The sequence below is a fragment of the Rhodospirillales bacterium genome, from assembly GCA_018666775.1.
Taxonomy (GTDB): domain Bacteria; phylum Pseudomonadota; class Alphaproteobacteria; order SMXQ01; family SMXQ01; genus JABIXC01.
Map to the genome: position 1 here is coordinate 91,384 of JABIXC010000004.1, position 14,601 is coordinate 105,984.

At 53.0% G+C, this 14,601-nt stretch carries 15 protein-coding genes; 12 read left to right on the forward strand and 3 right to left on the reverse strand.

Annotation, left to right across the window (positions count from 1 at the left end):
• Positions 1-10: 10 nt before the first annotated feature.
• The 3 genes from HOJ08_02000 to HOJ08_02010 all read right to left on the reverse strand — a co-directional run bounded on the left by HOJ08_02000 (position 11) and on the right by HOJ08_02010 (position 2,780).
• Entirely contained in the window at positions 11-250 is a 240-nt protein-coding gene (locus HOJ08_02000) for a hypothetical protein (protein MBT5672212.1), read from the reverse strand.
• 119 nt (positions 251-369) lie between these two features.
• Positions 370-2,061, reverse strand: coding sequence for a peptide ABC transporter substrate-binding protein (locus tag HOJ08_02005; GenBank protein MBT5672213.1), 1,692 nt, complete (start codon positions 2,059-2,061; stop codon positions 370-372).
• Positions 2,062-2,084: 23 nt separating this feature from the next.
• Entirely contained in the window at positions 2,085-2,780 is a 696-nt protein-coding gene (locus HOJ08_02010; GenBank protein ID MBT5672214.1) for an orotate phosphoribosyltransferase, read from the reverse strand.
• A 253-nt stretch (positions 2,781-3,033) separates the two neighbouring features.
• On the opposite strand from HOJ08_02010, the gene HOJ08_02015 reads away from it, so the two are divergent.
• The 12 genes from HOJ08_02015 (at position 3,034) to HOJ08_02070 (ending at position 14,598) form a co-directional block, all read left to right on the forward strand.
• Positions 3,034-4,425 carry a hypothetical protein gene (locus HOJ08_02015; GenBank protein ID MBT5672215.1) on the forward strand — a complete coding sequence of 464 codons (1,392 nt, stop codon included), beginning with the start codon at positions 3,034-3,036 and terminating at the stop codon, positions 4,423-4,425.
• Positions 4,406-4,897, forward strand: a complete 492-nt coding sequence (locus HOJ08_02020; GenBank protein MBT5672216.1) for a pilus assembly protein — start codon at positions 4,406-4,408, stop codon at positions 4,895-4,897. Before HOJ08_02015 ends, HOJ08_02020 begins: the two co-directional genes overlap by 20 nt.
• 8 nt (positions 4,898-4,905) lie before the next feature.
• The gene (locus HOJ08_02025) at positions 4,906-5,496 is read left to right on the forward strand and encodes a pilus assembly protein (protein ID MBT5672217.1); all 591 of its coding nucleotides are present in this window, start codon (positions 4,906-4,908) and stop codon (positions 5,494-5,496) included.
• Between the two features lie 196 nt (positions 5,497-5,692).
• Positions 5,693-5,896, forward strand: a complete 204-nt coding sequence (locus HOJ08_02030; GenBank protein MBT5672218.1) for a Flp family type IVb pilin — start codon at positions 5,693-5,695, stop codon at positions 5,894-5,896.
• 121 nt (positions 5,897-6,017) lie between these two features.
• Positions 6,018-6,554: a pilus assembly protein CpaA gene (locus tag HOJ08_02035; protein ID MBT5672219.1), complete on the forward strand. Its 537-nt coding sequence runs from the start codon at positions 6,018-6,020 to the stop codon at positions 6,552-6,554.
• A gap of 12 nt (positions 6,555-6,566) precedes the next feature.
• The gene (gene cpaB / locus HOJ08_02040) at positions 6,567-7,418 is read left to right on the forward strand and encodes a Flp pilus assembly protein CpaB (protein ID MBT5672220.1); all 852 of its coding nucleotides are present in this window, start codon (positions 6,567-6,569) and stop codon (positions 7,416-7,418) included.
• A gap of 29 nt (positions 7,419-7,447) precedes the next feature.
• Positions 7,448-8,857: a type II and III secretion system protein family protein gene (locus tag HOJ08_02045; protein ID MBT5672221.1), complete on the forward strand. Its 1,410-nt coding sequence runs from the start codon at positions 7,448-7,450 to the stop codon at positions 8,855-8,857.
• Between the two features lie 27 nt (positions 8,858-8,884).
• Positions 8,885-9,595: a hypothetical protein gene (locus HOJ08_02050; GenBank protein MBT5672222.1), complete on the forward strand. Its 711-nt coding sequence runs from the start codon at positions 8,885-8,887 to the stop codon at positions 9,593-9,595.
• Complete coding sequence (locus HOJ08_02055; protein MBT5672223.1) at positions 9,592-10,863, forward strand: hypothetical protein; 1,272 nt, start codon at positions 9,592-9,594, stop codon at positions 10,861-10,863. Before HOJ08_02050 ends, HOJ08_02055 begins: the two co-directional genes overlap by 4 nt.
• Before the next feature lie 50 nt (positions 10,864-10,913).
• Positions 10,914-12,626 (forward strand): CpaF family protein, encoded by a 1,713-nt coding sequence (locus tag HOJ08_02060; GenBank protein ID MBT5672224.1) that lies wholly within the window; start codon positions 10,914-10,916, stop codon positions 12,624-12,626.
• Positions 12,623-13,615 carry a type II secretion system F family protein gene (locus HOJ08_02065; GenBank protein ID MBT5672225.1) on the forward strand — a complete coding sequence of 331 codons (993 nt, stop codon included), beginning with the start codon at positions 12,623-12,625 and terminating at the stop codon, positions 13,613-13,615. The genes HOJ08_02060 and HOJ08_02065 overlap by 4 nt, the downstream gene beginning before the upstream one ends.
• A complete protein-coding gene (locus tag HOJ08_02070) occupies positions 13,612-14,598 on the forward strand; it encodes a type II secretion system F family protein (protein MBT5672226.1) in 987 nt (328 codons plus the stop codon). The genes HOJ08_02065 and HOJ08_02070 overlap by 4 nt, the downstream gene beginning before the upstream one ends.
• Positions 14,599-14,601: the final 3 nt, after the last annotated feature.

The window sequence follows — 14,601 nt, forward strand, 5'->3', positions numbered from 1 at the left end:
GAGAATGATCTTAATCGCCGGTTTCCTGTTTTGCCAAAGCATGGCGTTCATAGGCCGCTTCCAGCAATGTGGTCGAGCTGCGTTTTTCGACTTTGGCACCCCCAAGGGCTGCAGGGCCCGCGCCAATGGCGGACAGGTCAACTTCCAGCGCATGTAACAAGGCATCGGCCACGGCCAGTTTGCCTTCGGTGCAAGCCTGAGCGTGGGCTTCAATGATTTTGTCACTTATTCTGCGTCTTGGGGTCGCCATGTCGCATCCTCTTGTTCGGTGTCGTGTCATGGGTGAAACGACCACCCTGAAAACTTTCTGGCGCCAGATTAACGAATCAGCGCTTTGTCGCAAGAAACTTTTTCAATTTATCCCACAATTTAAGGTTTTTCGGCCCGCCATTCCTCAATCCACAGCGTCGTTGGGTCCTGATGGCCGGTGGGATTGATCCCTTTCAGCCATTTGGGGGTGATAAAGGGATCAGCCCGGAAAAATAGCGGGATGACAGGAAGATCCTCGGCATAGGTTTTTTGAAGCCTTGCCCATAAAATGCGGCGCTTTTCACGATCAAGTTCCAGCTCAATGCCATCAAGAAGTTTATCGACTTCGGGGTTCTTGTAGCTGGTGTAATTCTGCCCGGACCAGTTGTTGGCAGCGGTGGTAATATGGTTTGAATGAAGGGTTTGGCGTGGCACGCTTTCGGGGGCCGATAGCCAGGCAAACATGGCCATGGCCTTGAATTTTCGCTTTGTGACAGTTTCGCCGAAATAAACTCTTGCCGGTTCATTGCGGATGCGAATTTCGATGCCAACCTTTCGCCATTGGCTCTGGAGAATTTGTTGGACCAGTTCTCTGGAACGGTTGCCTGCCGTGGTCATCAATTCAAAGGACAGGCGCACGTCCTTTTGGTTGATGCGATAACCATCACCGTCACGCTTTTGCCAGCCGGCACTGTCCAGCAGGGCATTGGCACGGGCCGGATCGTATCGGTAGCGCGGCGTATTTTTGTCAAAAATCCAATCCAGCGGATTGACGAAGCTGTTGGCGACGGGTTGGCGGCCATCAAATAATTTTTTGGTGATTTGATTGCGATCAATGGAACGGATCAGCGCCTGGCGAACGCGCCGGTCAGCCAGAAAAGGGTTTTCAAGGTTTAGATCAAGATGTTCATACACAAGACCCGGCTTGAACTGGATATTGAAATTCTTGCCATGGCGTTTGGCAAAGGCAATGCCCTGATCAAGAGACAGGCCCAATTCTCCGGCAATGTAGCTGATTGACCCTGATAGCAGGTTTGCTTCCAGGGCGGCGGTGTTTTCAACAATCTGGATAACGACTTTTTTGAAATGGGGTTTGTTGCCCCACCAGGTCGGGTTGGGTTCCAGCACAATGCGGGACCCGGTCATTTTTTCGGTGATGCGGTAAGGGCCAAAATAAAGGCCTTTATTGGTGCTGTCGGTATCATAGGCCGTGCGCAGCCGGTATTCCTTCGGGTCTTTGAAATTTGCACCTTCAATGTGGGCGGGCAGCAATTGGAAATTATTCACGGCGTTGTAATCAAAGGTCAGCCGATCAAGATGAAGGGTAAAGGTCTTATTATCATGGGCATCAATGCGAAGGATGCGGCGGTATAATTCACCATCGGCAACCCCACTGGCCGGGTGCTTGCCAACCTTGTAGGTGAACAAGACATCTTTGGTGGTGACCGGTATGCCATCGCCCCAGCGGGCATTTTTCTGGATGGTGTAGGTAACGGCCACCCCGGTGCGGCCATTGGGCAGTTTTTCTGGCTTGGCCAGACCATTTTCCAGTGTTGGCAATTTTTCACAAAGCGAACAAACCAGTTTCCATTCCGCGTTGTGATGGGTCAGCGGCCTGCGCACCATGGCCAAAACATAAGTCTTGGCCAGCATGGATTCGATGTTTGGATTTAACGTTGCCGGATACTGGGTCATGCCAATGACCAGAGTGTCGCGGTTGGATTTTTCTTCGCCACAGGCCGAAAGCCCCAACGTAAGACAAAGTGCAATTAGAGAGAAGCCAAGACGTTTGGAATGAAAAAGGTGGCGCATGGTTTTTTGCCCCGCCCTGCTGTCTAGTCGGCTTTGCCGCCATGGGCGGCGGACCAGCCATGGGGGTCATCCAGAAAGGCGCGCACAGCGGCGATTTTTTCCGGGGAAAAATAATTGCCTTCTTCTGCGGCCTTTACCACATCGGCCCAAACCGCAAGCCAAACCAGCTTGACGCCAAGGCCTTCCAGAACATTTAGGGCTTCGGGAAAAATGCCGTAATAAAACACAACAAAAACACGATCCACGGTGCTGCCGGCTTCGCGGATGGCATTGATGAAATTAATTTTAGAACCGCCATCCGTTGCAAGATCTTCGATCAATGCCGTGTGGCTGCCTTTCGCCATATCGCCTTCGATTTGGGCCATGCGGCCAAAGCCCTTGGGTTGTTTGCGGACATACAGCATGGGCAGATTCATTTTTGAAGCAATCCATGCGGCGTATGGAATGCCCGCCGTTTCTCCGCCGGCGACAGAATCGAGGGATTTGTCAGAACCAGTCGTGGCAAGGGCATCGACCGCGTGATCAATGATCAGGTCACGTTCTTTGGGGAACGAAATGATTTTGCGGCAATCAATATAAACCGGACTGGCACGGCCAGAGGTGAGGATATAAGGCTCTTCCGGGCGGAAATTCACGGCCCCGATATCCAGTAAAATTTTGGCGGTTTGCTGGGCTGCTTTTTCTTCTTGGGCGCTTCGGTTGCTGAGTGTCGTTGTCATGGTTCTTTTTAACCCGTCATTGCGCGGAAACCAATGGTTTGAATCGCGGTTTTTATTTTTTTCTGATTCAAGTGCGAGCAACACGATGCGTGGGATCGCCCGGGGGTGCTTTGGTTTTGTAACAATCGTTCTAATTTTAGCTTTTTTTGAAACAAAACCGCCACTTTTGTGGGTTGTTCCCCAAGCCATCCTGGCCCACCATAACGCCCCGCTTGATCGTGGTTATCCCCGGAGGCAAAAGGTGAAACACCCTTTGAAATTGATCTTGGATAAATTATTCCGCCTAAAACTGGCTCGTAATGATGCCGGTGGGGTTCTGGCCTATGGTGCTGTGTTTGCAGCCCTGGCCGCAGGGGCGACTGCCTTTTCGGTCGATTACGGTCGTATTTCGGTGTTGCGAACCCAGGTGCAAAACCGGGCCGATGCCGGTGCCATGGCGGGTGCCGCCCAGTTGGATGGAAAAGACGGTGCCCGGGCGCGTGCGCAAAACATTGCCATGAATGCCATTTCAGAGCGTACGGGGATTTCCGCTGGTTCATCCGATATGAGCATTTTTACACCCACTTTTTATGCATCTTACGGCGCGGTGCCAATCGCGGCTGTGGGCGATGATGATGCCAAATTTATCGAGGTCAAGGTGACCCCGAAACAGGTGAATTTTATGTTTGCCCCCATCTTGCGTGCGATTTCGGGGTCGGCCAACAGCAATTCGGCATTGGTTGGGGCCCGCGCGGTGGCTGGGCCCAACCCGTTTATTTGCCATGCCCCACCGATGATGTTGTGTAATCCAGCCGAAGAAGATCCTGCCCTTGATCTTGACCTTGCGGCAAATTTTGGTCGCCAAATTGTTCTCAAAGAACCCGAAAGTGGTGGCGGGCCATGGACACCGGGAAATTTCGGATTGCTGTCCCTGCCCGATGGTTCTTCGGGGGCGGCCGATATCGAAGCGGCCCTGGCGGCAACGACACCCGATGATTGTTATACCCTGGACGTGACCACGGCACCGGGGTCGAAAACCAACAAGGTCAAAAATGGCATCAATGCCCGGTTTGATATGCCGGGCGGGCTGATCCCGCCTGCCCCCAACGTGATCAATTATCCCCGTGATGATGATGTGATCACAGAAACTGCCGGACGGTTGGGCAGTGGCATCTGGGATATTGCCACCTATTGGGCGGCAAAACACGAAGGTGCCGCCGTACCGGTGGTGCTTCTGGGTGCCAGCCGCTATCAGACCTATCTTTATGAACAAGGGCTCAGCTATGCCCATCAGGGCAAGGAAACCATCTATCCTGTGCCCGATCCATTGCCCGCAGGGTTTGAGACCGTTGTGCCGCCACCGGCAGATATTCCTGTGGCGGTTGATCCAGCCAACAGTGATGACCCAAATTTTGATGGGGTGCCGGTCAATGTGGTTGCCACCAATGGCGAAGCCCGGCGATTGCTTAAGGTGGCGATCCTTAATTGTATTAGCGATGGGGTCAACGGCAAGGGCACCTATCCGACCACGGGGAACTATGTCGATATTTTTGTTACTGAAACGGTTCAGGACCCGCCAAATGCCGCCATTTATGGCGAAATCGTCCGCCCCGTGACGACCATCAGTTCACCGGATTTTCATGCCAATGTCAGACTCGTTCGTTAAATTCTGCAAATTTTGCGCGCGCTTTCGACGCGCATCAAAGGGCAGCATCGCCGTTGAATTTGCGTTGCTGGTGCCGGTGATCCTGACGATCTTTCTGGTTCTGACCGAAGTGGGGCGTGCGCTGTATCAGGCCAATGCGGTGGAAAAGGGCGTGCGCGCGGGCGCGATGTTTGTCTCGCGGACCACTTTGCCGCTAAACGCTGCCGATCAGGCAACAGCAGAAAACCTGGTCAGAACCGGCGACCCCGTTGGGACGGCGGTTCTGCTGGCATCGGGCTGGGGGTTGCCCGGGGCATCGCTTAACATTGATGCCGATGGAAGTTTTGATCCCGGTGCGGGCGCCGTGGCGGTGATCACGATTGCGGCGCAAGTGCCGTTTGATCCCTTGATGCCCGGATTGATGGCTTATTTCGGTCTTGGGTCGGGCTACCAGATTGCGGCCATGCACCAACAGCCCTATGTGGGCAATTAGGCCGGATCATGTCCAATTCCCTTAATTTAAAAACCAAACCCCTGCGAACCAAACGAGGTTGGCTGCGACGGTTCACCCGGGCGCAATCAGGGGCAGCAATCGTCGAATTCGCGTTTGTGGCACCCCTGTTGGTGATTATGACCTTGGCCATTTTTGAATTCATGATGGTGATGTTTGATTACCACCGTGCCGGTGAAGCAACCCGCCAAGGGGTACGCACTGCCGCCATTGAAGCATCGGTTGGGGATCTTGATGGGCTGGAAGCGGCGGGGGATGTTGTCTTTTGCACCGGGAATGCGGGGGGGGCAACGTGCACCGGCGGGCCGGTGACAACGGCGGCCAGCTTTACCCAGGTGGTATCAGAGATGCAGACGGTGCTGCCCTATATTGGGCCTGAAAATGTTCGCATCGAATATCGCTTCAGTGGCATTGGCGATGCCACCACGCCGGGGGGCATTTTACCCCATGTCACCGTTCGCTTGATTGATCTTGCACGGCCCTTCAGCCTGTTTCAGGCCATTCCGGGCATTCCCAATAGCATTGGGCTTCCGGAATTCGCCGCCAGCTATCTGGGCAATGGAAATGGCATAAGTGGCTAGATTTAAAGCAAAAAATCAAAGTATATAAAATTTTATACAAATTTTATTGTAATTAAAAACAAGTATAAAGTAAATTATTACTAAGTTCTCCAAGTATTTTAATCGTTAATCGGTGACTTTTACTTTCACTTCATGGATAGTCTTTTGGTATTACTATGCCGGCCATGGGGGTTGGTAACACTTGGGGGACTTCACAATGATTATTCAGACCCTTCGTAACCTGTTAAATGACGAATCTGGTGCCACGGCCATTGAATATGGCTTGATAGCCGCACTCGTCTCTGTTGCTGCCATTGGTGCCTTGACGGCTATGGGTGGCTCTCTTGAAGCCATGTTCACAACGGTTTCTGACAGCCTGTCTTGTGCTGTGGATGCCGCTGCTTGTGCACCTGCGGTATAAGGCTAAAGAATTGCCCCAACGTTCGGGGGGGTGCTTTGAAACGGGTCGCCCATTGCTGTCAAAGCAGTTGGCGACCCGAATTCACCTAAAGGTTTCGTTTTAAACGACATTGGATGGTTAAATGGGCGAAAATATTATCAGTCAGTTTGTACTTCTTGGATTTTCGGGTTTGCTGTTGTGGGCAGCACTTACCGATATTCAAAGCCTGACCATTCCCAATAAAATTTCCGGCGCAGTTGCTGCATTGTGGGTTTCCCATGGTGCAGTTTTGCTGCTTTCAGGGGTGCCGGTTGGCACGGTGCTCAGTGGCCCGGGTGCGGGGCTTTTGGCCCTGATCGGGGGGGCAGTTTTGTTTCAACTTCGCCTTGTTGGTGGGGGGGATGTCAAACTGCTGGCGGCATCGGCCATGTGGGCCGGGCCATCCCTGTTGTTGCCCCTGATCATGACCGTTCTATTGGCAGGCGGTGTTTTAGCGCTGGTGATGTTGGCGGCACGGTCGGGCCAAGTTTTTTTTGGCAAGGTTGTGACCTCTGGGCCTGTTGGGCCTAGCGGGTCTGGAGATCATCCCTTCAAAACCATGATGGGCACAAAAATTCCCTTTGGCGTTGCCATTGCTGCGGGCGGCCTGATGGTGGCATTTCGCCTGGCTGGATTATAGAGGTCGAACATTATGAATTTGCGCACCTTGATGATGATTGGAACGGCACTTGTTGCTGCGGTGATGACAGCCTTGTTTGCACGGGGCTGGTTAAATTCTGAACGCGCCGCCATGGCGAGCAATGGCAAGCCCGCCCATTACATTCTTGTCGCCAAGAAAAACATTCCAGCCGGAAAATTTATCAAGCGTGAAAATATGCGTTGGCAAGGCTGGCCCAAGGGATCGCTCTCCCCGGCCTATGTGGTCAAGGGCAAGGGCAAGATGTCAGATTTTGATGGTGCCGTGGTGCGTCGTGGACTGGCCGGTGGACAACCCCTTAGTAAAGCAGTTGTTGTACGTCCGGGGGAACAAGGGTTCCTTTCCGCCGTGTTGACCCCGGGCAAGCGCGCGGTTTCCATTCGGGTGAATGCCATTACAGGAATTTCCGGGTTTGTTTTTCCGGGGGACCGGGTTGATCTTATTTTGACCCATGTTGTCCGGGGGGGCACTAAGGGTGCGTCCCGTCTGGTCAGCGAAACGGCCCTGCAAGATATTCGCGTGATTGCCGTTGATCAAAATACCAACGATCAAAAAAGCAAGACCAAGGCAACGATTGCAAAAACGGTGACCTTTGAAGTGACACCGAAACAGGTTGAGAAGGTTTCCATTGTCACGCGGCTTGGGCAAATTTCTTTAAGCCTCCGCAGTCTCGCTTCTGAATCAAAAGAGTCAGATTCTACAGAGCAACAAATCGTCATGCATAAAAAGAACCGCGCCGGCCTGACGTTGGATACCGAGGTAAGTCGCGTGTTGGGACGCTCTAATTCCAGGGGTGGCGGCATGCAGGTTGTCCGTGGTTCCAAGGTGCAGGAGCAGCGGTACTAGGCCCCCGGGCCAGTGCTGGAGGAAATATCATGATCCAAAAATTATCCATCATAGCGGTTGTTCTGGTGAGTTTGGTTGCATCTGCGACCCAACCGGTTGCAGAAAAAGACCCAAGACGTATTGAGGTGGTCAAGACTGAAAAACGGTTGGTTTCTGTAGAGATGGGCAAAGGCCAGATGATCCGACTCGGCGGGCCGGCAACGTCGGTCTTTATTGGTGACCCAGCGATTGCCGATGTACAGGTGAAATCACCCACCCTTGTTTACCTGTTGGGAAAAAAGGCCGGGGAAACATCGCTTTATGCGGTTGATGCCAAAGACAGAATCCTTGCTAATCTTCGGGTTTCGGTGACCCACAATCTTCAGCCCATCCGCGATGGACTGCGCGCGCTTCACCCCGATAGCTATATAGAAGTGGCGACGGTGGGGGATGCTGTGATGTTGCGCGGCGTGATTAAATCGGCCCGTATTGCAGAAGATGCCCGGGCATTGGCGGCGCGATATGTGGGCGGGGATAAAAACATTATCAACCAGTTGCAGGTTCGTGGCCCCAATCAGGTCAATCTGCGAGTGCGGGTGGCTGAGGTTTCCCGGGCCGTGGTTAAACAAATTGGCATTAACTGGGATGCGGTCATGAGCACCGGGGCATTTGCCTTCGGTCTGGCCACGGGCAATGTGGCGGGCACGTTGGGCGCGGCAGTGACGCGCACGGCGGGCGCAGACAGTGTATTTGCTAATTTTAAAGCCGGTGGGCTTGATCTTAATGCCGTTTTGGATGCGCTTGAAAATGAAGGATTGGTAACGGTTCTGGCCGAACCCAATTTGACCTCTGTCACTGGTGAAACTGCCAGCTTTCTGGCGGGTGGTGAATTTCCCATCACGGTGCCCCAGTCCGATGGTCAGGTCACGATCGAGTTCAAGAAATTTGGCGTTGGCCTGTCTTTCACCCCAACCGTGCTGGATGAAACCCGTATTAGCCTGAAGGTTCGCCCAGAGGTCAGCCAGTTGTCATCAACGGGTGAGGTAAGACTCAACAGTATTGCAATTCCTGCCCTTTCCACCCGGCGCGCGGAAACCACAGTGGAACTGGGTTCGGGCCAGAGTTTTGCCATTGCAGGGCTCATCCAGAATAATGTCAGCCACGATGTTCGAAAATTTCCGGGTCTGGGCGATGTTCCGGTATTGGGTGCATTGTTTCGGTCTGATCAGTTCAAGCGGAACGAAACCGAACTGGTGATCGTTGTCACCCCTTATATTGTCCGCCCGTCTTCTTCCTCAAAGTTTGCCGATCCGACCCAGGGGTTCACCATGCCGAGTGATCGTGAACGCACCATAGGTGCTGCCCCCCTATACAAGCAAAAGCCTGGTGCGGGCCATGCAGCGGTCCGCCCCCGGCGCGGACGCGGTCTTGTCGGCTCAGCTGGATTCACGCTGGAATAGTCAAAGGGATAACGGGAGTTAAAACCAATGCCAAAATCCGTAGATAAAAATTTCCCCGTGAAAGCCAAATCCAGTGTTGTTTTATTGGGGCGTTTGGGGCTGGTCTGTTTGTTGGCTCTGTTTGTCACCGCCTGTGGCACGCCGCCTGATTCTGCATTCTGGTCCAGTGCCGCATCGCCAAAGATAAATAAGGTATCCCTTGTTGCCCTGAATTTTGATGTGCCCTTTGAAGGCCAGAAAACGGATTTGAAACAGGCGAGCCGCCGCGCTCTGGATGGGTTTCTCAGGCGCCAGAATATTAATTATAGTGATCAGCTTTATGTGGTTGCCGGGATTGATATTGTGACGCCTTTGGCAATGATCCGCGCAAAAACCATTCGCAGCTATCTTTTGCGAAAAGGGTATCGATCAGAACTTTTGGATCGTGCGGAATGGGCGGGTGGCAAAATTCAAAAGGCAAACCGGCCTACAGTTCGGATTGTGGTTCATCGTTTTGTGGTAACCGCGCCCCGTTGCCCTGATTGGCGAAAAACCCCTGCAAGTGATGGTGCCAATACGCAGAGTTCTAATCTTGGCTGTGCCAATACGGTCAATTTGGGCCTGATGGTGGCCAATCCCCGTGATCTGGTTTCCGGGCGCGAAACCGGGCCCATGGATGGTACCCGGGCAGCAGCGGGGATCAATCGTTATCGCAATGGCAAAGTAACCAAGCTTCTGGATTCAGGGACGACCGAATGAGTGAATTATTAGAGGTACAAGACAATGACCCAGCATGGATGGATGGTTCAATGAATGCTGAATTCTCCAGTGTGATGGCGTTTCTTGGCGATGACCTGACCATGCAGACCGTGTCGCGGGTTGGTGTTGATATGGAATGGCCGGACCCAGTGATTGAGGGGGGTGGCATCGGTGCTGCCATTGATTGTTTTGCCAATGCTGATTCCCCGGCCCTTTTGTTTGTAGATGTGGCCGATTGTGTGGAACCCATGGATGACATCAGTGCCCTGGCCGATGTCTGTAACCCAGATACCCGCGTTATCGCCATAGGGTCGGTCAATGATATTGGTCTTTATCGCGCCCTGATTGATTGCGGTGTTGTCGATTATTTGGTCAAACCGGTTATGCCGGGTGATCTGGCATCGGCGGCTAACAACGCCACCAAAGAAGATGTTTCCCCCGAACAGATTGAAGATGAAAATAGATTGTTTGTGGTGACCGGGACAAAGGGTGGCATTGGTGTCTCTGCCATCGCTGCCAGCCTTGCCTGGCAGGTTTCTGAAAAATCCGGCCAGGGAACGGCATTGGTGGATCTTGATCTGGCGTTTGGGACAACGGCCCTGACCATGGATGTGGAACCGGGAAACGGATTGACAGAAATCCTTGCCGAACCCGATCGTATTGACCCTTTGTTTCTTGAACGCGTTGGTGTTCCGGTTGGGAAAAACCTGTCCTTGTTTGCAACAGAAATGCCGTTATCAAATGTTGCGCCACTTCAGGCCGCTGCGGTTAATGTATTGTTTGAAGAAATGCTCAGCACCCGAAGCCGCGTAATCGCTGATATCCCGGCAAATATCCTTGTCGCTGAGCCCCAGTTGATGGGTGAAGCCGACCAAATCGTTCTGGTGACGGATTTATCCCTATCAGGGATGCGCGATACGTTGCGGTTCAAAAAGCTGGTTGAAGAAATTACATCAGCAGACAAAATCTGTCTGGTCGCCAATGCGTCAAGACCATCACCTAACGACACCCTTCCCAAGGGCGAATTTGAAAAGGCCGTGGGCCTTAAATTTTCCTGCGAGGTGCCGTTCGATGTGAGGGGCACAGACCAGATCGCTAATCGTGGCCAAGTCAAAGGCAAGGCCGGCAGGGCATTGGAAAAACTGGCTGATCATTTGATGTGTCCCGGGGACAATGTTGGGGGGCATAAATCCAGCATGGAATCCAAGCACGTGTTTGGTGCAGCGGCAAAGAAATTTTCCGCACTGTTCGGGGGAGGCAAAAAATGAAGGGCCAGGGTTTCGGAAGACGCAAATCCAGTTCGGCCCATGCCTTGAAAATGGCGGTAGAGCCGGGTGTGGCAAAGGCAGATGCTTTGGCATTCACGCTGAAGGTTGTGGACATCAATGCCGGGCAAAAGCATGAAGCAGAAAATACAGCCCCTGATCTTGAAGCCGATGCGCCAGTGCAGTCGTCGCCCGAATCCGAGCACTTGCGATCCCAGGTCCAGGCCAAGCTTTTACAAAAGGTTGATGTGACCATTCTGGCCCGCTTGCCGAGAGCCGATATTGCCCGTGAAATCAGCACCATTGTGGAAGAAATTCTTGCAGAAATATCGTGCGATGTCGATGCGCTGGAACAGCGCAATTTGGTGACAGCACTGGTGCAGAATATCACCGGAAATGAAACCAGTGAACCCAGTGAGCCAAATGACAAGGCGTTGTTTGCAGAGGCAAAGGCGGCGCTGTCAGAGGGGTTAGGTGAGGGAGAAAAATTACCATCTTCTCTGGCCCAAACGCCAATTCAGAATGCCAAAAGCGACATTCAGGCAGCCTTGATGGAACGGATTGACGTAACAGCGGCATCGCGCCTTCCGCGCAAGGAACTGGCCAATCAGATCAGTGACGTTGTGGTGGAAATTCTGGGCGAAATGAAAATTCAGCTCAACCTCATTGAACAACGTGATCTGGTTTCCATGCTGCTCAATGACATGCTGGGGCTGGGGCCGCTGGAGCCATTGCTGGAAGATGAGAGCATTACCGATATCATGGTCAATGGCCCCGATCAGGTCTATGTGGAGCGGAGCGGAAAGCTCGAATTGACCGATGTGCATTTTCGCAACAATGCCCATGTTATGAACATTGCCACCCGGATTGTCAGCCGCATTGGGCGGCGCATTGACGAATCACAGCCCTTGGTCGATGCGCGCCTTGAAGATGGCAGCCGCGTCAATATTATTGCCCCGCCATTGGCCATTGATGGGGCATCCATCTCGATCCGAAAATTTGCAAAGCAAGGGATCACCCTTGAGCGCATGGCAACGCAGGGGAATATGTCAGAGCCGCTGGCCAAATTATTGATGATCGCATCACGGTGCCGGCTCAACGTTCTTATTTCTGGCGGCACCGGTTCGGGAAAGACCACCCTTCTGAATGCCCTCTCTCACCTGGTTGATAATGGAGAGCGCATTGTCACCATTGAAGATGCCGCCGAATTGCAGCTTCAACAACCCCATGTCGTGCGTCTTGAAACCCGGCCCCCAAACCTTGAGGGCAGTGGCGAAATTTCCATGCGCGACCTTCTGAAAAATGCCCTTCGAATGCGCCCCGATCGCATCATTTTGGGTGAAATTCGAGGCAGTGAAGCCCTTGATATGCTGCAAGCCATGAACACCGGCCATGATGGTTCGATGTCAACGGTGCATGCCAACAATCCCCGCGAAGCACTGACCCGTTTGGAAAACATGGTGGCCATGGCCGGGGTCAATCTGCCCAGCCAGGCCGTGCGTACCCAAATTGCATCTGCGGTTCATTTGATCATTCAAATCAGCCGAATGCGCGACGGCATGCGGCGCATCATGAGCGTCGCTGAAGTGACGGGCATGGAAGGTGATGTCATTACATCCCAGGAATTGTTTTCCTATGACTTTGAAGGCCAAGACCGCGATGACAAATTGATAGGGTCATTCAAATCTTCGGGCATTCGCCCGGCATTCTTTGAACGCGCCGAATATTATGGCCTTGGCCGTGCCCTGATGGAGACCGTGTCATGAGCGGGCTTTCCCTGACGTTTCTGGTTTTTGTGATCACATTTGCAGGTGCGGTGTTGTTGGTGAAAGCTGTCGCTATTGGTCGGGCCACGCAGGCCCGCCGCAAGCGGGTTAATGCCATTCGTGCCCATATTGAAGGTTCTGGCGGGGCAGAAAATTCTGGTGTCATCGATGCCCGGGTTGTGCGTGATGACCATGGCAATGCCAAGAAATTTGAGCGCATATTGGCCCGTATTTTGCCGCGACGAAAAGTTCTGGCCAACCGCTTGCGTGAGGCCGGTTCGTCTCTTTCTGTTGGGCGCTACGCATCCATAACCAGTGTCACCATACTTGTCGTATCAAGCTTTCTCCGTTTGGGCTTTGGTGTCGATCTGGTTTTTGCGAGTTTGATTGGATTGGCCTGCGGGATGATGGGCCCCCATTTGGTGGTGGGCTATATGATCTCGCGCCGACGGGTTAAATTTACCAAACTGTTTCCCGAAGCCATTGATCTGATGGTGCGGGGATTGAAATCGGGGCTGCCGATTACCGAAACCATGGTCAATGCCGGCGAAGAAATGGCTGATCCCGTAGGCCCAATATTTCGCGAGGTGACAGATGCCATTCGTCTGGGAAAGACGATGGATGAAGCCCTCTGGTCTGCGGCAGATCGCATGAAGACCCAGGAATTCAAGTTCTTTGTCATCAGCCTTTCCGTGCAGCGGGAAACGGGCGGCAATCTGTCTGAAACCCTTGCCAATCTGTCTGATATTTTGCGCAAACGGATGCAGATGGGCATGAAGGTCAAGGCGATGTCGTCAGAGGCACAGTCATCGGCTTATATCATTGGGTCATTGCCCTTTATCATGTTCGGGATTCTTGCATTGATGAACCCCGATTACGCTTTCACGCTGTTCAGAGATCCCCGTGGGCTGATGATGGTTGGCATCAGCGCGGTGATGATGCTGACCGGTGCCGGGGTGATGTACAAGATGGTGAGGTTCGAAATATGACTGAATTTCTGGATGGTTTTGCAGCCAGCTTAGGTGGCGCGCTTCCCATTGGCCTTGCCGGGGTGGCGGCATTTGTTTCGGTGCTTGCTCTGTGTCAGGCCTTTCGATTGCGCAATCCCGTGGTGCAGCGCTCACGGACCATTGTCGACCGGGAGGAAGAATTGCGCACCAACATCACGTCTGCCAGAAAGCGCAAACCCGAATGGGCAGATTCTCAATCTCAGGCGTTCATGAGCGATGTGGTGGCGCGGCTCAAGCTGATGAAGGGTCAAAAGGCGCAGGAATTGCGCGACCATCTGGCCCAGGGCGGGTTTCGTTCAAGAGAGGCTTTGATTGCTTATTTGTTTTTCAAATTGGTCCTGCCGCTGGCCTTTGGCATTGCCGCTATTCTTGCGCTGGAAGTTTTCAACCTCTATCCCATGCCCGCTTTGGGCCGTATTGCTGTGGCGCTTGTGGTGGTTCTTATCGGGGCGTTTAGTCCCGAGATTTGGTTAAAGAACGAAATTGCCAAACGACGCAAGGCGCTGGAAAAAGGGTTGCCCGATGCCCTGGATCTTTTGGTGATTTGCGTTGAGGCGGGATTGAGCCTTGATGCAGGGCTGAAACGGACGGCTGAAGAGATGAAGCACAGCACCCCGGAATTGGCCGATGAATTTTCTCTGACATCGGTCGAGCTTGGGTTTCTGCCGGATCGGTCTGTCGCATTTAGAAATCTTTCATCGCGCGCCGGTATTAAATCGCTCTCTGGCGTGGTCAGCGCCCTTTTGCAGACGGAAAAGTTCGGCACGCCCCTTGCGCAATCCCTGCGGGTTCTGGCATCGGAATTCAGGCAACAGCGTTTAATGCGGGCCGAAGAAAAAGCAGCGCGCCTTCCCGCAACGCTGACCGTTCCCATGGTCGTGTTTATCCTGCCGACCCTGTTTATCGTGTTGATCGGCCCGGCCATTATCAATGTGATCGATAATCTTCGCAGCGTTGGCTAGGGC